This is a genomic window from Halorubrum sp. LN27 (assembly GCF_016635065.1).
Lineage (GTDB): Archaea > Halobacteriota > Halobacteria > Halobacteriales > Haloferacaceae > Halorubrum > Halorubrum salipaludis.
The window spans coordinates 2,443,628-2,463,982 of the sequence record NZ_JAEPET010000001.1 but is presented as its reverse complement, the minus strand read 5'-3'; the positions used below and the strand labels follow the sequence as shown (position 1 = coordinate 2,463,982).

Sequence of the window (20,355 nt, the reverse complement as noted above, 5' to 3'; positions counted from 1 at the left end):
GTTTAGAGGGAGTTCTGTGTGATGGTCAGCGAGCCGTCGAGGGCGTCAGCCGTGGCGACCTCCTGCCCGCTAATCTCGACGTTGTCGGTTCCGGTCGGATTCTCTGTGAGACCCAGTTTCAGGTCGGTCACGTCATAGACGCCGGGAACCTGCCGGATAGCGAACTCAATCTCGCCAGCCAGCACGTCGTCGCCGCCGCTGAGGTCGCCCGAAGTGAGCGTCCCCGACGACCGCATACCACCGACGTACCGAACGATGGAGTCACGAACGGCGGTGTCGCCCTCGTACTCTTCGGTCGTCGTGATAGTCATATCGACGTAGACCTGCCGCTGGGTCGGCTCACTCCACGAGACCGGGTGGGTCTGTCCGTTCGGGAGCGCCGCCGCGCCCGTCTTGGCCGTCCCGGCGATGCCGCCAACGGTGCCGTCTCCGGCGGCCTTGAGTTCGAGAATCTGGTCAGCGATATCCTGCTCGTCGCCGCCCTCCACGACCAACTCAAAGGCGTTCGAGTCGCGGCCCTCAGCGTCGGTCTCCGGGGTGTCGTTGATGAAGATGGAGACGGACTTGACGCCGGAAACCCGCTTGAGGCCACGGATGAGCGCGGGGGCCGACGCCCGGCTCCCCTCGCCCAGTTCCGTCTTCGCCCGCTCGCGGAGTTCCGGGTCGGTCTCTCGGTTCTTGCCACCGTCGGTCTCGGAGGAGTTCGAGACGCCGTGGATGCCGGTCACGGGCGTTTTCAGACGAGAGATGGTGTTCGACCCGAGGTTCGAGTCCGAGCCGCCTTCGAGCGCCTGTATGTTCACGTCAACCGTGGTCTGTCCGGCGGGAAGCGTCGCCTGAACGGTCGTCTCGAACTCGATGGGTTCGTAGCCGCCGGTCTGAACGACCGTCCCGACTGGGATGGTGTAATCCGTGCTGGCCGCGCTCTCGCGGTGGAAGCAGGCCTGTCCGGTCGCTCGCTGGGCGGGCTTCCTGCTGACACCGACCTGCTCCACGACCTTATCCAGAGCCGCCCCGGTGGCGTTCTCAATCTGGGAAGCGTCGAGGATGGCCGCAAGGTCAATCTGGGCTTCCGCGAGGCGTTCAGCAATCGGGTCGTAGTAAAAGCGGATGGCCGCATACTGACTGTCGTTGAGGTCTTCCCCGAACCGGGTCTTGGCGTCGGCCATCATCGCTTCGAGGATGACCTCTTTGGTGTCGGGGTCGAACGAGCCTTCGTCGTTGATTGTCATTTATTCAGAGAGAGTAGTGAGGAAATCCTCGCCGGTCGCGTAGATTACCCGAACCTCGACCGTGTTCGGTGCGTCCGGGTCAGGAGAGATGATGATGTTTTGTACCGAGTCGATGCCGTCGTCTTCTTCGGCCACACGGCGAGCCTCAAGCCGGAGGAGTGCCGAGATGTTCAGGTCGGCGTTCTCACCGATGAGTTCGGTGTAGTACGACGTGAGCCGGATTGCGAGCCGTTGCTCGAACTCTGCCCGGCCCCGAACCAGCGGTAGGTCGTTGCGGTGGTCGAGAGAAAAATCGAAATTAGAATCGAGTCCAATGTCCATTGTATGCTAATGCGCTTCCATTATATTCCTAAACCAGACTATACGTGATGCTTATGTGCGTGGCTACCGAAGGTAGGGCAGAAGAACGGTCATAGCGACTATACAAACGACCAATTCGGTTTTACCCAAATCTGCGGGAACCTCGACTCCCCAGACAGGACTCTCTCTACTCTGTTTGGGTCGTTAGTTGGAGTGAACCGAGTCGTTCCCACCGGACGAGGTGTAGTCAACGGAGCCACCCGAACCGGGGTCGGTAGCGGCTCCCGAGACAGCGAGGTAAGCGGCTTTGCCATCTACGGAGACGGTGGAAGAGACGCTTTCCTGCTGAATAGAGTGAGACGAGTAGGCGATACAGGCCCCCTCGTCGTCAACGTCGTGTCCGTGAGAACCGAACTCAAGGCTCGCGTCCTGCTCGACGCCGATGGGGGTGCCGTTCACCTTCACCGTCGAGTCACCGTCCAGAACACCGCTTACGGTCGCGGAACACGCGCCGGGGTGTCCCCCGGCTTCAACGGACGCTCCGATTAGTGCGAGCGGTTCCATCTATTCCTCCGAGGGCTTTGGCCCGGTCTTGAAGTCCACGTCCTCGTGGTGCCAGTTGAAGACGCCGCCGCCTTCGGTAACGATTCCGTAGCCGTCGCCGTCAACTAACTCGAAGCCACCCGAGCCGGTCACACTCAATGTTCCGTCACAGGACAACTCGACGTTCACGGTGCCGTCCTCCTGCTTCGAGAAGTGGAGTTCGGTTCCCTCGTTGAACTTGAAGCAGAAGTCCCCTTCTGAGAGGTCAGTTGGGAACTCGACCGGCGGCGTGTTAACGGGGGAGTGGGCCACCCGCTCGCCGCCGACTTCGGAGACCTGTACCGTGTCGCCCTCTTCGGGAACTGAGTAAGCCTCCTTCTGGAACGTCAGGAACGGCATCTTTCGCGGCTCCCGGTTCGGCCCGGTCACTACGTCCACGAGGACGCGACCGCTGGCCTCACCGATGAACACAGAAGATACTCGTCCAAATTTTGTCATACGTTATCACCGTCGTTCCGCACGCCGTCGCCGTACCCGGCGCGGTCTTGCTTGTAGGCCTTGAGCGTCTTGTAGCCCACATCGTCGCTGGCGTTGTAGTAGACCGCCATCGTCTGGATGTTCCGGGGAATCGAGCCGACCTCGACCGTCACACTCCAGCCGCGCCGGGGCGAGAACTTGTGCTGGATGCTCGAAACGATGAAGGAACCGCCGTCGGCGGCTTGGTTACAATGGCCCTCGACGTAGTCAGCGACCATAATTATGTCACCGACTGTCATCGCGGCCAACTTCTCCTTCTGCTCTGAAGCCATCCCGTTGAAGATGATACTGCCGTTCCGGTAGTCCACGGACGCCGAGATGAGCATATTCCGGGCCGCGTCCTCAATCGAATCCAAGTCCCAGATTTTCAGCGGCTCGTCGGTCGTGATGACCTTTCCGCCTGCTACGTCGCCGTTCTCGTCCTCCACCCACGCTTCGGCCATCGGGTAGAGTTCGTCCGAGGGGTCACCGCCATTCCAGACGTTCCCATCGAAGTTTCCTCCGAACCAAAGGGTCTCGCCGTTCACCTTAACGACCGAGACCGGGTGAGCGCCCTTCACGACGTTATACTCCTTCATACAGTACGCCTTGTCGGTCGGAAGACCGCTTACGGCGTGCCGGTTGCTGGGCTTCATCGCCGGGAGGCCCAACCAGAGAATCCCCTCGTTGTCTACCCACGAGGTGAAGCCGAACTCGTTTTCGACCATCTTGAGGGCCTGATTCGGGGAGATATCATCGAACTCCAGCCCCTTGTACGTGTTATGAGGCATCCCCTGTGTCTTCCCGGCTCGACCGAGGAAGTCCGCCGCGAGACCGAGGGCGTCGTTGACTGCGCCCTTCCAGCCGCTTCGGGCCGCGTCGGCCCCGGAGCCGTGGATGGCTTCGACTATGTCCTCTTCGGCGTCCTGCTTTTCCTGTTCGAGAAGGGAGTTGTTCACGGCGCGGATGCCGGTCAGGACGTTGTGAGGGTCGTCGCGGTTCTCGAAGATGAAGTCGGTAACGTCTTCGACTTTCACTTCCTCGAAGTGTTCCGTGATGACACCGCGTTCGAGAATCTTCCGAGCGTCATACAGCCGGAACCGCCCGTTGTCCCGGTGAATCTCTAAGGACTCTTCCGGGTACAGGTAGCGGTTCTGAACCGTGTCCGCAATCCGAACCTCGACCGGCTCGGCATCCTTGGCCTTCTGGGCCATCAACTTCCCGGCCTCTTCCGAGACCGTCACCCGAGCGTGGCTGTAACGGGTCTTCTCCGACTCCGTGGAGAGGTCGAAGGCCTCGAACGCCAGCCCAGACTCAAGAAAGTGGATTTCGGCCCCGCCTTGTGAGCAGGTCATTAGTGGTCGTGTCCGTCGCTGATAACTCCGTCCTCGTTATCGGGCTTCTGCGCTTCATTAGCGCCCGTCGAGAGGACGTTCAGGCTATACTTGTAGAGAGATTCGCGGTTCTGGGGGTCGAACGCCCGTGGGCCTTCAAAATCCCCGTCCATAACACGAATCTCACCGCTCCACCCCGGCGCGATAACGCGCATCGGGAAGTTAGTATCGAGGAGGTTTCCGAACGAATCGAGTTCCGACTCTCGAACCAACCCAGAGATGTGTACCTCCCGGTTCTTCGAGCCGAGGTCGGACACGTCCTCGGTGCCACAGAAGTTATCCTCCCGGTTGAGGTTGCGTTCTTTCGACACCGAGATTCGCGTCGGAACGTAGGTCGGCGCGAACGTGACACCAGAGCCGTAAACGAAGAAGGTGTCTTGTCCGTTTGAAACCGGCCTGCCGCCGCCGCCACCGCTCCCAAACGAATACGGATTGACGTACATTTACTTCTGGGTCTCCTCGTCCACGATTTTCTCCTCGCGGTAGAGCGACGGGAACTCGTCTGCGAGTTTCTGGTACTCGGAGTTGCCAACGTTCCCGTAGATGTTGATTTGCGTTCCGCCTCCACCGCCGCCAGCCCCCATACCGTAGGGACTGCCGCCGCCGACAGAGGGAGCCGAGCCGGTCGAACCGACATTACTGATGCCCCGAACCGCGCCTTCTGCGAGGAGGGAGCCGCCTACAAGGAGCAGGCCCAGCCCCGTCGAGGCGAGGAAGGCACGCCACGCCAACTTCGCGCCGTTGACAGCGGTGACCCACGCCCAGATTGCCTTGATGGACGCGAACACGCCCGCGATGAGCGCCTTCGCCCACGAGACAAACTGGAGGCCGATGAACCACGTCCACGCCCGCCCGGCGGCCACGATAGCCACACGGAGCAGGTAGTACGTCGCAATCAGCCGGAGCAGGCCGAGGATGAACTCGTTGTTCAGGAACCCGCTGAACCACGCGAAGAGGTCGAAGACCGGCCTGAACACCGTGATGATGAACGAGGCCGCTTTCGAGACGTTGTAGAGGACAACGATGAGGTCGATGAAGATTGTCGTCAGGTCGCTGAACGCGCCCCAATTGTCGTCAATCTCCTTGATAGACCACCGGAAGAGGTCGATAAAGGCGTCTCCAAGAGCGCCCCCCACGAGCAGAGTAACCCGCTCGATGGGTTCCTGAAGTTCCACGATGGCATCAACCAGTTCGGAGACCCAGTTCGCCGCGCCGTAGAGGGAGCGGAAGATGGTGTCCTCGAACGCGGTCAGGCCCTTCATCGAGTCAGCGATGGGGCCAAGCGCCGTCGGGATGTGGTCAAGGAATCGCTCGGTAATCGGATTGAAGGACTGAGCAACCGGCTGGAAGACCCCATAGATGTCTTCCTTGAGTTGCTTGGCACGGATGCCGAGGTTCTTCATCGACTCCTCAAGGGAGTCGCCGTACCCGAGCAGGCCGACGCCGATGAGACCGGCCCCGGCGACCGCGAGACCACCGATGGCCGCCGCCGCGCCGAGAGCCGCCCCGGCGAGGGCAATCACCATCGGGATGATGAGCGCAATGAGATTCATCCAGCGGTACATCGTCGGGCGCATTGCGGCCAACTTCTGACCGATGCCCCCGACCATATCCATTTCAGGAATCTTACCGAGGCCGTCCTTGGCGAGACCGCCGAAGAACTTGCCCTCGCGCTTGGCCGCCCACCCGAACCGGCGGGCACGCCGACCGACGTTCCGACCGAGGTTGCCGACCATATTCCGGCGGCGAGACCACTTCATACTCTTATCGAGTTGTGAGCGCGTCAGGCCGGGCCGGTCGGGCATCGGGCCGTGGGGAACGTCAGGCCCGGTGCCGGTCGCCACGTTCGTCCCACGCTGGATGCGCCGCATAAACTCGGTCTCGGGCGTCGTCAGGTCGAGGGGCCGACCGTCACCGCCGAAGATGTGGCCTTCCCGCCCAATCGTGAAGTCGTCATACCACGAGGGGTCGCCGCTAAGGGAGAGCCGCTTGAGTTGACCGTCGATTAGGTCGTTGACGGCTCGGGTGACTTCGATTCGGCCTCCACGTCGGCGGGAACCCCCGCCGCCTTCGTCGCCGCCCCCACCACCGCCACCACCGCCACCGCCGGGAGCGTCGCCCCCTTTGGTGAGGTACGTGATGGTCGCGGTCTCGTTCTTGGCGAGGGCCTTCTTGATGGCCGCCGCTTCCTTTTCGCCGCTGACCTCGATATCGAGGACGGTTTTTAGGTTCTCTTCGAGGGCTTCGAGGAGCGCCTTCGTCTTCTCGATATCTCCGTCGTCGTCAATGTCGAGTTTGACCGACAGCCGCTTTCCGTCAATTCGGTCGAGTTGCTTTTCGAGTTTCTTGAGGTCGTCAGAGAATTGGTCAAGAATCTCGACAGCAACCTCTACCGGGTCTGAACTTGCCATTTAGAACTGTCAGTCGTCTTTGTGTTCGTTCGTGTAGACTACCGTTTCACCGCGACCGCCGCCGTGCGGAGCCTTCATCTGATTCACCGGGCCGGTGTTGACCTGCCCAGCGCCTTCCTGCTCCTGCGCTTCCGAGTGCTGGCGCTCCATTTCTTTCAGGAGAACCATCCGCTGGAAGGGGGTCAGGTCGGCCTGTGTTCGAGCGAGTGGGATGCCGAGTTCGCTACTCAGCGCCACGACGCCGCTGGCCGCCCCGGCTTCCACGAAACTTGGTCGCGTCGCGCACATCACCCGCAATTTCGAGCGCCTTCCCGCCGAGTTCGACCGAGTAGCCACCGACCATCATCGAGACCATCTTCTCGGCCTCGTCGCGGTCGTGTTCGATGAAGTCGCCGTCCCCGTCGTAGGAACCGACGAGGGCGTTCACCGCCGCCTTCTGCATAGCGACGACGAACTCGGCGTCCATCTGGGAAATGTCGATGGAGTCTTCACCGGCCTCTTCGGCCTCCTCCTTGGCGGCCTCGACGGCGTCGATGGCCTCTTCCTCGTCCATATCGAGGTGGGCCTTCAGGAACGCCGCAATCGGCAGGAACTCCTCGTCCTTCATCGGGCGGAGAACAGCAGTAACGTCCTCACCGAACATCTCGAAGTCGTAGTCTTCGCGGTACGTGTCGCCGCGAACGCACATCTCGAACAACTTGCTAACGGGCTTGTCAGATTCACTCATAGGTAGTCTTGTAAATTAGAAGGGGTGTTCTGGGAGCGGTTCTACTCGGAGTCCTCGGCAACGTCCGACGGGTCGGTGTCCTTCTCGCCACCGATGGACTTGCTCATAGCGATGAACTCGTAGGAGGTCTCGACCGTCTCGCCGGAGTTGACCTCGTACCCCTCGCTCGTCACGAGGATATCGTAGAAGGCCGTCTCCCCACCGTCGAGGTGGGTGATGGTGATAGAGCCGAGAACACGCGGGATACCGTTTTCATCGAAGAAAGCCGAGTCCAAGTCCTGCCGGTTGCCCTTGCAGGACATAGAGCCTTCATACGAGACCTGATTGATGGCGTAGCCATCGGGAAGGGTCTGACCCGACCCATAGATAGTCTCGATATCGACGTTCTTCGTGACGGACAGCGATTCAACAACGACTTCGGGGAAGTCCTCGCCAACCGACACAACAATGTCGGCGGCGCTTTCCTTGCGAGAAACCATTTTAAGAGATTAAGAGAGTAGTCAGCGAGCGAGAGCCGCAGAAGGGGGCTTAAGCGACTGCCCCAGCCGTGACCGTCGCTTCGATGTTGCGGAGCGGGTCGATGGTGTCCACGCCCACGTCCACGGACGCCGTCATCGAGTCCACCGGCTCGACGGTGACGACGAAGGCGGTGATGGCGTTCATATCCATCAGACCGCCGAGGCGGGAGACAATCGAGGAGCGGAGAGCGTTCCGGGCCGCCTGCGTGTGAAGTTCACCGATGAACTTCTCGGAGACCTCGTTCGTGACCTCGGTGACGTAGTCCACGATGAGGCGGTGAAGCACCTGCCGCATCGCATCTTCCTCAACGTTCGAGTCGTCAACGCAGGTCAGGTCTTCAACAATTCGAGCGCCACGGGCGTCGTTCGCAACGGGGACGACCTTCTTCTGGACGAGCGTTTCCTGAACGTCTTTCGCCAGCGTCTCCGAGAGCGCGTTCTGCGTCTGGAGGCGCTTGAACATCGGGCTGTTGTTGATGCCGAGCGCGGCCCGGAGGCCGAGGTAGGCACCGACGATGGACTGCCCCTCCGTGTTCCGGCTCGGGTAGAGCAACTGGATGCGCGAGGAGTCGTGGGGGTTGTCGTAGGCGCTCGGGTCGGGGATGTGAGTGGCCGCACCAGCGACCGCGACCGCGAAGTAGCCACTCTGCTCCATTCGCAGAGTCGCGTCGTGGGCCTCGTCAGCGACGCCCTCCGACAGCACGCCGATGAAGTCGATGACCTCCGACCGCTCCTCCTCGACCGTCGAGATTGCCGAGGTGTAGTCGTAGTGGGAGTACGTCGCGTTCCCGCTGGTTGGGGCCACGTCGTGTGCGTAGTCCCCGGTAACGGGGTTGTACGCGGTCTGTCCCGCGTCCAGCGAGACCGAGGACGGGTCGGAGAAGACCACGACGGTCTCCTGTGCCGAGCCGTCAACCTCGAAGGTCACCTCGTCGGCGTCCTCCGAGACCGGGGTGTTGGCGAGGGTGCCGGTCTCCGAACCAACATCCTCGTCAACGACCTCCGTGCCCTCAGCGGCGACAGCGTAGACGGGGTACGCGCCCTCGGTGAGCGCGTCCACGCAGTTGTCAGCCAGCGGGGAGCCGGAGCCGAAAAGTTCGCGGGCCTTCACGGGCGTCCGCACCGCATACACCGTGTTGACCGAAGCAGTACCGCTCGTCAGGTCTGCCTGCCCGACCAGACTAATCTGGGCGGAAGCACCAACGTTGATACCCGCGCTGGTAGCCGATTCCACCGAAGTCGAGACTCCGGGCAGGGTAGAATTGCCAATCTGAACCATTGTAGAGTAGAGAGAAGTCTATTTGAGAGGGGAGCAGAGCGCCCAGAAGGGGGCTACTCCGCGTCGATGTTGCGCTGGGTAGTCCCCAGCGCGTCCGCCGCCTGCGTCACCCGCTTGACGTACTTGAACCGAACCACCTTCCCGCCCTCGTACCAGTCCGGCTCGACCACGGGGTTCGAGCGCGGCTCGCTCCCACCGACCCGCCACTCGGCGGTGTCGTCGTGGAAAGCCGAACTGTCGTACTCATACGGCAGGAAGGCGTCGTCTATCTGGTCGAGGTACACATCTCGGTCGCCCTCGTCGTAGACGCGGACAACGCAATCAGCGGTGAACTCGAAATACTGGTGGAACTCCCGTCCGGTCGCGGTGCCGGTCTGGGAGTCGCGGGTGAAATCAGCAAACGGGTTCGCGCCGTTTTCGTCAGGGAGACGTTCAGAGCGCCAGCGGACAACCACATAAGGCGGCTTCGCGTCGCCGTCGCCACCAGCAGTACGGACGCCCACTTCGGCGGGAAGCGCCGAGTCGAGGGCGGCCAAGAATTGCTGGATGGCCTCTTGTTCGTTCACAGTCGTCTGAGTTCTTTAGAGATAGAATCCGCCGTCTCGTCGTCGGCATTGCGTTCCGCCCACCGCTGGGCGTGTTCCATATAGTGAATCCCCTCCAGTCCCTCTCGCTTGATTTTGTCCTGTAACCAGAACGCGAGATAGACGTGGGTTGGATGCCACTTGTCGAGGTCAACACTCATCGAGAAACGGGGAAGGGGGGTTACTCGTCAATCAGTTCGTAGGAGTCCGCAAGACCCGCCGAGACGACCTCGGAGCCGACCCTGTCGAGGGCCACTTCCGGGTCTTCGATATCGGCGGCCTCCTCACCCCAGACGGGGTAGGCGAGGCCGTCTTCGGACTCCCAGCCGCCAACCGGGCCGACGTTGCCCTCCAGTTCGGGGCGCTCCGCGAGAGCATCACGAAGGGCCTCCGCTCCGGGGGCATCCATATCCACCGAGAACGACGACTCAAAGTGATTCGCCGTCCCGATGGTGTCACCGGCTTCGTCGTAGAGGTAGAGTTTCCACGTCATACGTCGTACCCGAGTTCTTCGAGTTTGTCCGCTACGTCCCCTTGCGGCTCAAAATGCTTAAGCCACTCTTCGAGGAGCCACGGATAGTGTTCATCGAGGACTTCGAGCCGGTTGAGGTAGTCGTAGTCCGTCGGGTCTTCGGCCATCATCATCTGGGAGAACGTAGCGATGGTCTCGTGGGAGTAGTACGCTGAGTAGTCCCGTTCGAGGAACCGTAAGTGGCGCTCGCTGGGCTTGTTGCCGTTGTTCCAGTATTCGTCCTGTCCCCAGATAGACTGCTTCCACCACGCCCGGTTAACGGTTTCAACCAGACGGTCGAGCGTTCCTGCTTCATCAGACTCCCAGCCGGGGTCGTCCATACCGGGAAGTAGCAGGCCGAGGGCGTTGTTGTACGAATACTGGTTCCAGCGCGTGAACCCGAGAGCAGGCCCGTTCTCGTCGGCCTTGCGGAACATCATATGCTTCGCGTGGCTGACCGGGCCGTTCTCCAGTTCCGTGCCGTCGTCGGCCCATCGAACCTCCGTGATACCCGCGTGGGTCTTCTGGGGAAGTCCCTGTGAGTCCGCGCCCATCTCGTAGCGGTGAGCGTGGACGACCGCGTGGGAGAACTCGTGGTTGATGGTGTCCTCGTAGGGGCCGAGCAGGTACTTATCCAAGTTCTCCTGCGTGTCCCGGCTCTGCTGTTTCAGGATTTTCCGGCGACGGTCGTTCTCGTCGTCGTAATCCTGCTTCTTGAGGACGTTGAAGTTCCAGATGCCGTTGTTCCGGGGACTGATAGCCCCCATACGGAACGCGGGGCCGCTCGGCTGGGTCGCCGGTTCGACCTTGTTCAGCATATGGAGCGTCCGTTTCAGGGCGACCGTGTTCTTGAATCGGGGGAACAGCGTCCCGAACAAGTGGTCTTTCACGAAGTCGAGCCGGGCCGCGTCGAGCGTAGCCCGAGACGTAATCTGGGCGTCCCAGTAGTCTTCGAGCGTCTGCATCTGCTCGGCCCGTGTCAGGTCACCCCAGCGTTGCCCGGCGACGAGTCGGTACTCGCGTCGGTTGTCGAGGTGAACCCGAGTGCCGCCGCTGTAATCAGCAAAATCGACCTCGATGTTCTGGGGATTGAAGTCCCGAACGTAGGCCTTCAGGTACTCCGCGTTGTTTACGTCCCACAAGGCCACTTCTTGGCCGTAGTAGACCAAGTCCAAATCCCACGGCTCGTCGTCGGGAATCTGGAACCACGAGCCGGGAACCCAACTCGGGAGGGTCGCGGCGTCGAAGTCGGTGACAAGTTCCCGCTGAATAAAGTGCGGAAGCCCGTCGTATTGGACTTCGGTGTAGGTGTCGTCCGGGTTAGGGTCGGTGACAACGCCCTCGTAGGCGTCTCCGTCGAACTCCCACCGGAGGGTATCGCCCTTCGTCAACCCAGAGAGGTCGGGGTCGTCGGGGTCGAGGTCGTCCGGGGCGTACTCAACGAACTCGGCGTCCGCGAACCGCCGTCCGAGTGTGTCCTCGAAGCCGCCGTCGCGGAGGGAGTCAACCTCGCCGTACTCCCACAAGCGCCCTTGTCGGGCGTAGTAGGAGTCGCCGGGTTTGATATCCTCGACACCTCGCCGCGTGGTGCCACCAGAGGCCCCAGATTGTGCCGAGACAGCGTCCTCACTCGTCTGGGTACGATTACCCTCGGGGAGTGTGAATCGCTGTCTGGAGCCGCTGGTGGCCCCCGTGTCGCTCCCGTCGCGCTCGGGTGACCAGAGCCGGTCGGTGTCGAAGTTCTCCCCGCCACCAATCCCCCACGGGTCGAAGGATGAATCGGTCGGGAAGTGTTCTCGAACCCACGGCAGGAGGTTCCGAATCGGCGGCCCCCGAGCGCCGAACGCGCCGGGGTCAACGCCGTATTCCATCGGGCCAGCGGCCTCGTCGTCGTTGTAGACCCGGAGAGAGTCGCCCTTCCGGGCCGTTTTGAAGCCGCCGACGAGGTCGCCTTCCCAGATACCGTAGGAGTCCGACGCTTCCTTGCGTCGAATCTCCGCCTCAGCCTCTTCTTGAATCCGCTTGGCAAGCCGTTTAGTGGCCTTCCGAACACCGCGTTCTATCGACTTCTTGATATCCTTGGGGACACCATTATCGTCAACGCTGATTTGGAAGCCTATCTTGCCCATAAGGAGAGAGGAGAGGGGTTATTCAACCACGGTCGTCGTCGCCTCGAAGTGAGACGGATACGGGGTGAGGGCGTCCACTTCGTACACCCGACCGTCGGGGAACGAAACGCGGAAGCCCTCTTCTACCGCCGTGTCGTCGCGGAAAACGAGGAGCGGCGACTCGGTGCGGTAGCGGCCCCCGGAGACTCGGGCCTGTGAAGGAGCAGAACTCCGGGTGTAGGTGCGGACGACCTTCTCGGTCGCCACTCCCGACCACGATTCCGACCCGTCCTTCTTGCCGTAGCCGTTCACGGTGCCATCGCCGGGTTCCTGAATCGTGCAGGAAGCCCCGAGCCTGTGGATGGCGAGCCGGGCTTGTCGGCGCTGGGCGGGGAGAATCATCAGTTATCGAATTGGTAGGTGCGGTCAGCCCGCTCGATTTGGACGTGGCCGATAAGGCCCGTTCCACGTAGAGCGTCGAGCCGCCGGGAGAGGCTGTTCAACCAGAACCCGGCCTGCTCGTCCATCGACTGATGGCGGACTTGCAGTTCGGAAATCGAGAAGTTCGGGGCGTCAATCTCTCCGGTCTTGGCCTTCAGAAAGAGGCACGTCAACCAGAAGAGCGCCCGTTCGGCGTCGAGGTTCCCGCCGTAGAAGTCGAGGTTGTCGTCCCCGGTCTCAGCGGCGAGTTCCGACTTGGCTATCTCGATAAGCGAAAGGAGGTCGCCGTCAGCGATGAGGCCCGCGTCGTAGTCCGTCAGAACACGGACTTCCGCCATCAGAGTCTCGTCGTTAACGGCCATTTATGACCCGTTCAGGCGAGGTTGTCGATGGTGAACTTGACAGCCGAGAGCGGGTCGGCCATCTTCGCGCCGAAGCGCATCGAGCCGTAGGCACCGAGCAGGGCCGCCGGGTCACCGAAGGAGCCACCGGCACCGCCGATGGGAGCGCCCGTGTTGTCCGTCAGTTCGACGGGGCGGACGTAGTTCGTCTTGATGGGCTGGCCCTCGGAGATAACGAACACGTCCATCTCCTCGTCGCCGTTGAGCCACGCCGTCTGGACGAAGCGAACGCCGTCCTCGACCAGCGTGGTCTCGGGGAGCGCACCCTCACGAAGCCCCTCGGCCTCGGGGATGTGGTAGTTCATACCGTCCTTGCGCTCACCGACCATCTCGCCAGCGACCTCGTGAGAGACGAGGGCGACCTGCGGGCGGTAGCCGTGTTCGCGGAGGTCTTTGTTGGCCGCCCGGATGTGCTGGGCGACCGTGTGCGCCGACGTGTCACCGAACAGCGATTCGGTGTCCTCGTGGACGTGGTCGTGGGTGTTCGTGAACGTCTGCCCGGCGTAGGGCTGGGGCGTGTACCAGAGTTCGGTGCCGTCCGCGACACCGTTCTTCAGAACCTCGAAGAGAACCTCGAACTCCTTGGTGTCCGCGCCCTTGACGAGTTCCTGAAACTCCGCTCGGAGAATCTCGGAGGGGTTGTCCTCGATGAACTCGCGGGAGTAGCCGAGGGAACGCTCGTAGGACTTGACCGAGAAGGCCATCTGCTCGCTCGACAGGGTGCCGGTGCGAGCGTGTTCCATCTCGGCGGCTTCCTGCCACGTCATATCACCCGTGCGGGTGAGGAACGTGCGGCTGGAAACCTCCTGAGTGAAGTTCGCAAGGAACGAGCGCGGGGCCTCCTTGTAGGTCTCGATGAGTTCGAGACCGTAGCCGAGAAGGTCGGAGAGGGGAACGTCGTCCTTGGTGGTCAGTTCGCGCTTGCGGGAGGGGTTAACCATTGTAGAATACCTCGAAAGTGTAGAGAGATTGAGAGACTGCGCGGGCCGGATTAGGCAACCGTGTAGTCGTAGTTGATGTTCAGGAACAGCGCGTTGCCGTCCTCGATAGCGACACCGACGACCTGCCGGAGTTCGCCGGAAGCGTCCGCAGGCTCGTCCTGCGTGTAGCCGCCGCCGACCGCGAGGAAGACCGGCTCACCGGGGGTGAAGCCCCAGTCCTCGTCCGCGTTCTCCACGATAACGCCGTGGTTGATGAACGCGATACGGTCGCGGCCAACGAGACTGCGCTCGCTCTCGACAACCGAGCGAACGGTGTCGGGAGCGGTCGCATAGTTCGAGAGGTCGTCAGTAGGCGCGGCGGCGATACCGACAGCGGAGACCGCAGAAGCGGAGTCCGCGTCGGCCTTGACAACGTCGCCGTCCGCGTTGAGGCCAACGAGGTCGGCCTCTTCGACAACGGCCTGCGCGAGACCGCCATCGCGGTTGATGGGCTGTTCTGCACCAGTAGCAATACGTGCGTGAACCATTGGTAGAGAGAGTGAGAGTTAGAAGTCTGCTTACAGTCCGAGCAGGCGGGAAACGTCGTCCTCAGCCTGCTCCGAGAAGGCGCTCTTGTCGGCGTCGCTGGGGACGCGGCCCTTCTCCGGGCGCTCCGAGAAGCGGGTCTCCTCGTCGGCCTCGGCCTCCTCTTCGGGGGCCTCCGGCTCGCTGAACTCGGCCTCCTCGGCCTCGCCAGCCATCTCGATGGTCTCCGCGAGCGAGAACCGCTCGACGATTACCTCCGCTTCGAGGTGGGTGTAGTCAGCGGCTTTCTCAGCGAAGTAGGTCTGGGCCGTCTCAAGGTCGCCCTCAAGAGCCTCGACCTGCTCGCTGTATTCCGCGAGGTCGTCCTCAAGGCCCGCGTAGGCCTCGACGTTCTCGCCGTGCTTCTCCATAAATTCGTCAAGGGTGGAGCGAAGTTCGCCTGCGTCCATCTCCTCGATATCCTTGGTGAGTGAGAACTCGTGCATAGTAGTGTAGAGAGATTATTCGATTCGGTAGGGCCGAGCAAGCAGACAACTCTCTCCCCAGTCGGGCTTAGCGGGGGTCATAAAGTCGTCTACTGACTGGCTGAATTGCGGTGACAGGCCGCCGTTGTCGTAGCCTGCCGGGAACGGCGTCAGGGAGAACTCCTGAAGCCGAGCGTCCTTGAACTGGGGCGACTCGTCGGGGTCGTTCGACTTCTCGACCTTGATGGAACGGAAGTCGAACCCAACGGAGCCGTCCGAGATTGCGGGTGGGTCGTGGGTGAAGTCCTTGATGGTGTCCGTGCGGATTTGGCTCCCCGTGTTCGGGATGTGAGCCATCACCTTCAGGAACCCATCGCTGAACTTGATGTTCGAGGGGTCAATCCAGCCGACGTTAGCCCGCTGTGAGCGGGAGTGGTCGAACTGGAGCGGAAGGCGGTCTCCGTACTGGTGGGAGGCCACACGCCGCAGGAACGCCTCGGTCACTTCGATGCCCTTGCGCTCGCCCGGCTCCATCGCCGCAAAGATAACGTCGATTGAGCCGTCGTCGTGTTCTCGGACGCCGTATTCGTTGAAGCCGTCTTCGTCGCGGACGATGACCTCGGGGGCGCTGAACGAAATGTTCAGCCCGAACCCGGCTTCGTCGTCCGGCTGGGCGTCTTGTGCGGTACTCATTTTAGGTGAAATAGTGCGTTGAATTTCCCGATGACGGCGGCGAGAAGGGAGGAAAGGCCGAACGTGATTCCCGCGAGAACGGTCGTGTTCCGGGTTACCCGAGTGTCGAGGTCTTCGATTGCCTCGGCGTTCTCGGATTGCCGGTTGTCGATTCGTTCTACGCGAGCGTCCATCCGTTCCGTCCGCTCATCGAGCCGCCACAGGATTTCGTCACGCTCGCGGTCGTCCATAATACATCAGTCGTTCGAGATATCCTCCTGTGGGCGGGAGTTCCCGCCGGAAGAATCACGTTCGGGGTTCTGTCGAGTCTTGACTTCTTCGCCGCTCGACCGCGTACCACCGCCTGTATCAGAGGGACGCCCGCCGTCGGGATTCTGAACGTCGTCGCCCTTACCAGCCAACTCTTGGATGATACGGATGTGTTCGTCCAGTTCCCCGTCTTGGGGCATTTCCGTTTCAGGGTCGATGCCTACGCGCTTGGCGGCGGCTTCACGAGAGAGTAGACCATTGTTGACCAGTTTGATTGCCATATCGGCGTCCAGCCGCTCCTCCTCGCTGGAGTGCTGGCCGAACTCGAACTCCGGGGGTAGGACTCCCGCCTCACCCGGCTCGCTGTCACCAGCGAGGATGGAGACGAAAATCTGGTGCCGAACGGCGTCCCGAATCTTCGACCTGTACCGCTGGATGCGGCGGTCGAACTTCGGCATCAGGGCGACGGCCTCGTTCCGGCCACCTTCGGAATCAATATTCCCGAGGAAGGCAGGAAGGCCGAGCGCCGTGTAGATGCGCTTCAGGAGATGCTGGAAGGTGCCTTCCAGTTTCATCGCCCCTTGGTCGGACGAGGTCGAAGTGACCCCGACAACCGAGTGGTCAACGTCGTGGCCGACCGCCAACATCGACTCCGGCTCGATATCCTGAATCGTGTTGAGCCAAGTGTCGATTTGCGTCTGCGTCCACGGGCGCTCTTCGCTCCCGAGTTGCCACAGAATCGGAGGATAGGCCTTCGTGGCGATGAAGCGGGCCATATCAATCTCCATATCGCGGAGCATATCGGCCTGCTCTTCACACGCCTCGATGAGCGAGCGTCCGAAGTCCTCGCCGGGGTGCCGGTGGAACCGGAGTACCGCGAGGTCATACGGCTCGAACTCGATTTCATCGCCGTCCTCTGTCTCAAGGACGTACCCGGTCTCCTTCCCGAACTCGTCGGTCTGGATAGAGACCATCTCCGTCGGGAGGACTTTCGGGCGGAACACGTCGTTCTCGACAACGAGTTCCATAAAGGCCGTCCCGTCGATGAGAGCGTGCTTCACCCACATATCGTAGGCGTCCTCCCACGTCGGGGACATTGCGAACAGAAGTCGTAGGTCGGACACCTCGCCGTCGTCGTCGGTTTGGCCTTCGTCCACGCCGATGACGTTGAAAGGCTCGATGTTCCAACCAGACCCGATGAGATAGTCCACGAACGTCTCGACGCCCTCCTTGATGTGAGGGTCAGTATCCGCCACGAGGCGGTATTCCTGAATCTTCTCCGTCGGCGGCTCGCTCGGCCTCGGTTCGCTTCCCGACCCCTGCCGTTGCTTGATGACGGCCTTGGGGGAGTCGAGTGCGAACGTGGCCTGCTCGCGGCTTACGCCGTCGAGTTCGCCAGCCATCGCTCGGCGGAGAATTTCGTCTTTAACGTTTCCCATCGGTTAGTAGATAGATTAGCGTCTGTGTCTTGCTGTGTAGGAGCGCCGCGAACCGTATCCGCCTCTGCTCCTATTGATACTGGCTGACCCGAACGCCGCGTCTGCGTGGCGCTGGGCCGCCTCTCTCGATACGTCGCGCTTCTCGGGGGTCTGCGGGGTCTCCGTCACCCCCATCTCGCTGAAGGAGTCGTCGGGACTGCGCTGGTCGGCCTGTCGTCCCGGCTGGACTGCGTAACCCGGCGGGAAAGCGGCTAACACAGCGGCCATCGCCGTGTCGTCCTTCCCCGTCTCGGAGTTGTCCTTACCGGAGAACTTCGGCACCGACCAGTCCTCCTTCTTGATTTTCACGACGGACTCAAGTTCGTCGCGGAAGCGGTCGTCGGGAATCAAGGAGACCTGCCCGTTCCGTAGGGCATTGTTGAAGTCTCCCATCATCTCCTCGACGCGCCGCTTGTCTGAGAAGTTGAAGCCGAGAACGGCCCTTCCCAACTTCTCAGTAATCTGCCGGTCGAAGGTCTCGCCCGGCCCCGTCTTGTCGAGAACGACGAGGTCGGCGTCGAGCGCCCGGAAGAGGTGGGCGATTCGAGTGGCGACCTGACGGGCGTTCCCCCGGTCGGGGGAGCCGAACCCGTGCTGGGCCAGCACCTCGTCGGTCACGACCTCCATATAGCGGTGAATCCGCCGGGAGCCGTCGTGGTCGAACACCTGAACAACGGTATCGTCCTTCGAGATGCCAATGTCCACGCCGATAACGCGGAAGTCCGCACTCGGGAGTTCCAGACCCGTCAGCACGTTCTCGCCGCGTTCCATCGCCTCCGCAATCGCCTCCTCGGAGAAGAAGCGGTACTCGTCAACGATGGGCCGACAGAGGTATTCCTGCCCGAACCCGAGCGGGTCGGACGCCCGCTCGTCCTCTATCATCTCGATGTTCATATCCGGGCGAACCGGCTGAACATCCTGCTCGTAGAGGGGCTTGTTTATGTCAATCTCGTCGGCGTTGTAGAACGACGGTTGCTTGATGGCGATGACGCCAACACGCTTGCCGTCCGCGTCGTACCCACTCTCGGTTCCCCGATTGTGGGTAGTCATAAACAGGTCGTTCTTGACGTTCGGCGTCGAGACCTGCACCATCTTCCGGTTCTTCCCCAGAGAGAGGAAAGCCCCGAACGCACGCTTGACCTTCTTCTGGTCTTCGATGAAGGCCATCTCGTCAAGGAGAACTGCCCTTGCGGACTTGTCCCCACGAGAAGCGTCCGGGTCGCCGGAGTAGGCCTTGTAGCCCGAGCCGTTCCAGAGTTCGATTTCTCCCTTGTTGACGAAATTCGTCGGGATATCGACCTTCGCGTTGTCAATCAGGTTCTCGATATCCTCGATGCGGTTCTCGGCCTGCTCGTACTTCCGTGAAACCACGGGGTAGAACGAGTTAGGGACGAGAATCCCCTCTACAAGAAAGCAGAGGCCGTAGATGAACGAGTACCCGATACGCCGACCCTTGTAGTTGTTAATCGTGTCGGCGTCGCCGTAGAAGTAGGCCATCACGGCCTTCCGCTGGGTCTCGAACAGTTCGAGGTCTCGAACCTCGCCCGTGTCCATATCGCGGATACGGAAGATATCCTCCATCAGACGGTCTGGGCGACCGTCCCACCGTTCCTCCACGACCTCCGGCTCGACGCCGAGTTGTTCAGCGAAGGCTGTGAGGATATCTCCGTCTTCTTCCATTGATTATTCCCAAGACGACAGTTTACAGACGATATCGAGGTCAGCGAGAAGCCAGCAGGTGTCTTCGGTGTAGCCGTTTCCCTGCCAACCGACGAACAGCCGTTCGCGGTCGAACTCCTCGTGGGTCTCGATGATGACCTCTTCCGGCTTGTCCAGCCCCTCACCGGGGCCTGCGTGGGAAGAAGTCGCCATCAGCGTACTCGCAACCGTTGGTTCCCATTATGGGGAGCCGCCGAGGTCGGGAGAGCGCATAACTGCGGGAACGCGCTCACGCAAACCGGCCTCCGACAGCGCCCTCCTTCTCGACCAGCATCACGTCGCCCTCCTCGTGAGGGAACGGGAACTGGTCTTCTGGAAGAGCCAACGTGTCAGCGGGGACACCGTGTTCGGGCTTCAGTTGATACCGGACGCCCGAGACCGCCACGTAGACCGGGCCGCCGACCGCGTATTCGAGGTCAGCGTAGAGGTCGTGTGCGACGATGGCGTTCCTGCCGCCGTAGGGCCGAACGTGAACCTCCGGGGCAATCAGGTATCCCGCGCTAAACAGTTGTAGGTACGTCATTTTCCTATTCCGCAGAATCCGACGGAGGCCCGAACTCGTCCGGGTCGTAGGCCTTGTCGGACTGGGTGATGAGCGAGGCCCCGACCTCCGCAAACGACTTAATGAGGTCGCTGGCCTCGTCCGTCTTCTCGGCCTTGAGCCGGGCTTTCCGGCTGATACCGAGATTGTCCTCCATCCGCATAATCAACTTCCGCTGGCGTTGCATCATATCAGCGAGGTAGTGGGGGATATCATCGAAATACATCTCCCCAGAGGGGCTGAAGACGCGCTTCTGACCCTTCTCGCCTTCCTTGAAAATCCAACCCTCGGCTCGCTCTGCTCGAATAATCTCAAGAGCAAGCGCGTGGAACTCGTACTCCGCGTTCGGGTCGGTGGCGGTGTCTACTCCATAAGCCTCGGGCCACTCCTCCGTGACCCACTCGTAGAGTTCGACCTGCCACTCGTTGCCCTCGCGGGTCATCGTGTCGAGTAGCGCCTTGCGTGTTGCCTTCATACCGTGTTTGAGATTAGCGTATTTATCGAGCGATTCGGGGTTGCCGTGCCCGGCTCCGCCGTGGAACTTGCACCGCTTCGTCTCGTGGTCGAGATTGTGAGAGGCGCAGTAACGGTCGGGGCCGTCGTAGTCGTCGGGTTGATGCGGTATCTTAGCGAGACAGTAGCAGTCCTCGAAGTCGTAGATTCGAGAGCGCGGCTTCTCGCTGAACTCGGCCCGCATCTGGGCGAGTTCGGCTTCGGTTTTGCCGCTGACTGACTGTTTCGCCATATTAGGGTACTGAAAGGGGGAGAGTAGATGGGCAG

26 protein-coding genes are annotated in these 20,355 nt (G+C 61.3%); all 26 read right to left on the bottom strand.

All coding sequences use genetic code 11. The annotated features are described in order from the left end of the window. Positions 1-2: 2 nt before the first annotated feature. Positions 3-1,232, bottom strand: coding sequence for a baseplate J/gp47 family protein (locus JIN95_RS12090; RefSeq protein WP_200531636.1), 1,230 nt, complete (start codon positions 1,230-1,232; stop codon positions 3-5). Beyond that, positions 1,233-1,553: a hypothetical protein gene (locus JIN95_RS12085; protein ID WP_200531635.1), complete on the bottom strand. Its 321-nt coding sequence runs from the start codon at positions 1,551-1,553 to the stop codon at positions 1,233-1,235. A gap of 183 nt (positions 1,554-1,736) precedes the next feature. Next, the gene (locus JIN95_RS12080; RefSeq protein ID WP_200531634.1) at positions 1,737-2,096 is read right to left on the bottom strand and encodes a hypothetical protein; all 360 of its coding nucleotides are present in this window, start codon (positions 2,094-2,096) and stop codon (positions 1,737-1,739) included. Then, on the bottom strand, positions 2,097-2,546 hold the full coding sequence (locus JIN95_RS12075) for a hypothetical protein (protein WP_200531633.1): 450 nt from the start codon (positions 2,544-2,546) through the stop codon (positions 2,097-2,099). A gap of 23 nt (positions 2,547-2,569) precedes the next feature. After that, complete coding sequence (locus JIN95_RS12070; RefSeq protein ID WP_200531632.1) at positions 2,570-3,946, bottom strand: hypothetical protein; 1,377 nt, start codon at positions 3,944-3,946, stop codon at positions 2,570-2,572. After that, positions 3,946-4,428: a hypothetical protein gene (locus JIN95_RS12065; RefSeq protein WP_200531631.1), complete on the bottom strand. Its 483-nt coding sequence runs from the start codon at positions 4,426-4,428 to the stop codon at positions 3,946-3,948. Before JIN95_RS12065 ends, JIN95_RS12070 begins: the two co-directional genes overlap by 1 nt. After that, entirely contained in the window at positions 4,429-6,396 is a 1,968-nt protein-coding gene (locus JIN95_RS12060) for a hypothetical protein (protein WP_200531630.1), read from the bottom strand. 9 nt (positions 6,397-6,405) lie between these two features. Continuing rightward, positions 6,406-6,633, bottom strand: a complete 228-nt coding sequence (locus JIN95_RS12055) for a hypothetical protein (protein WP_200531629.1) — start codon at positions 6,631-6,633, stop codon at positions 6,406-6,408. Beyond that, entirely contained in the window at positions 6,620-7,123 is a 504-nt protein-coding gene (locus JIN95_RS12050; RefSeq protein WP_200531628.1) for a hypothetical protein, read from the bottom strand. The genes JIN95_RS12055 and JIN95_RS12050 overlap by 14 nt, the downstream gene beginning before the upstream one ends. A 41-nt stretch (positions 7,124-7,164) precedes the next feature. After that, positions 7,165-7,602 carry a hypothetical protein gene (locus JIN95_RS12045; protein WP_200531627.1) on the bottom strand — a complete coding sequence of 146 codons (438 nt, stop codon included), beginning with the start codon at positions 7,600-7,602 and terminating at the stop codon, positions 7,165-7,167. A 49-nt stretch (positions 7,603-7,651) separates the two neighbouring features. Next, positions 7,652-8,875 carry a hypothetical protein gene (locus tag JIN95_RS12040; RefSeq protein WP_200531626.1) on the bottom strand — a complete coding sequence of 408 codons (1,224 nt, stop codon included), beginning with the start codon at positions 8,873-8,875 and terminating at the stop codon, positions 7,652-7,654. 98 nt (positions 8,876-8,973) lie between these two features. Continuing rightward, entirely contained in the window at positions 8,974-9,486 is a 513-nt protein-coding gene (locus JIN95_RS12035; RefSeq protein WP_200531625.1) for a hypothetical protein, read from the bottom strand. A gap of 199 nt (positions 9,487-9,685) precedes the next feature. Then, the gene (locus JIN95_RS12030) at positions 9,686-9,997 is read right to left on the bottom strand and encodes a hypothetical protein (protein WP_200531624.1); all 312 of its coding nucleotides are present in this window, start codon (positions 9,995-9,997) and stop codon (positions 9,686-9,688) included. After that, positions 9,994-12,144: a hypothetical protein gene (locus JIN95_RS12025; protein WP_200531623.1), complete on the bottom strand. Its 2,151-nt coding sequence runs from the start codon at positions 12,142-12,144 to the stop codon at positions 9,994-9,996. The genes JIN95_RS12030 and JIN95_RS12025 overlap by 4 nt, the downstream gene beginning before the upstream one ends. 18 nt (positions 12,145-12,162) lie before the next feature. Next, a complete protein-coding gene (locus JIN95_RS12020; protein ID WP_200531622.1) occupies positions 12,163-12,525 on the bottom strand; it encodes a hypothetical protein in 363 nt (120 codons plus the stop codon). Continuing rightward, the gene (locus JIN95_RS12015; RefSeq protein ID WP_200531621.1) at positions 12,525-12,926 is read right to left on the bottom strand and encodes a hypothetical protein; all 402 of its coding nucleotides are present in this window, start codon (positions 12,924-12,926) and stop codon (positions 12,525-12,527) included. Before JIN95_RS12015 ends, JIN95_RS12020 begins: the two co-directional genes overlap by 1 nt. 11 nt (positions 12,927-12,937) lie before the next feature. Beyond that, positions 12,938-13,906 (bottom strand): hypothetical protein, encoded by a 969-nt coding sequence (locus tag JIN95_RS12010; RefSeq protein ID WP_200531620.1) that lies wholly within the window; start codon positions 13,904-13,906, stop codon positions 12,938-12,940. 50 nt (positions 13,907-13,956) lie between these two features. Beyond that, positions 13,957-14,433 (bottom strand): hypothetical protein, encoded by a 477-nt coding sequence (locus tag JIN95_RS12005; RefSeq protein ID WP_200531619.1) that lies wholly within the window; start codon positions 14,431-14,433, stop codon positions 13,957-13,959. A 30-nt stretch (positions 14,434-14,463) separates the two neighbouring features. Then, on the bottom strand, positions 14,464-14,916 hold the full coding sequence (locus tag JIN95_RS12000) for a hypothetical protein (RefSeq protein ID WP_200531618.1): 453 nt from the start codon (positions 14,914-14,916) through the stop codon (positions 14,464-14,466). A 15-nt stretch (positions 14,917-14,931) separates the two neighbouring features. After that, positions 14,932-15,588 carry a hypothetical protein gene (locus JIN95_RS11995; protein WP_200531617.1) on the bottom strand — a complete coding sequence of 219 codons (657 nt, stop codon included), beginning with the start codon at positions 15,586-15,588 and terminating at the stop codon, positions 14,932-14,934. Continuing rightward, positions 15,585-15,818, bottom strand: coding sequence for a hypothetical protein (locus JIN95_RS11990; protein WP_200531616.1), 234 nt, complete (start codon positions 15,816-15,818; stop codon positions 15,585-15,587). Before JIN95_RS11990 ends, JIN95_RS11995 begins: the two co-directional genes overlap by 4 nt. Positions 15,819-15,824: 6 nt before the next feature. Further along, positions 15,825-17,240, bottom strand: coding sequence for a hypothetical protein (locus JIN95_RS11985; protein ID WP_200531615.1), 1,416 nt, complete (start codon positions 17,238-17,240; stop codon positions 15,825-15,827). A 51-nt stretch (positions 17,241-17,291) separates the two neighbouring features. After that, positions 17,292-18,995, bottom strand: a complete 1,704-nt coding sequence (locus tag JIN95_RS11980; protein WP_200531614.1) for a hypothetical protein — start codon at positions 18,993-18,995, stop codon at positions 17,292-17,294. A gap of 3 nt (positions 18,996-18,998) precedes the next feature. After that, positions 18,999-19,187 carry a hypothetical protein gene (locus tag JIN95_RS11975; RefSeq protein ID WP_200531613.1) on the bottom strand — a complete coding sequence of 63 codons (189 nt, stop codon included), beginning with the start codon at positions 19,185-19,187 and terminating at the stop codon, positions 18,999-19,001. Between the two features lie 76 nt (positions 19,188-19,263). After that, positions 19,264-19,557 carry a hypothetical protein gene (locus tag JIN95_RS11970; RefSeq protein ID WP_200531612.1) on the bottom strand — a complete coding sequence of 98 codons (294 nt, stop codon included), beginning with the start codon at positions 19,555-19,557 and terminating at the stop codon, positions 19,264-19,266. Positions 19,558-19,561: 4 nt separating this feature from the next. Continuing rightward, positions 19,562-20,320, bottom strand: a complete 759-nt coding sequence (locus tag JIN95_RS11965) for a hypothetical protein (protein ID WP_200531611.1) — start codon at positions 20,318-20,320, stop codon at positions 19,562-19,564. Positions 20,321-20,355 lie beyond the last annotated feature (35 nt).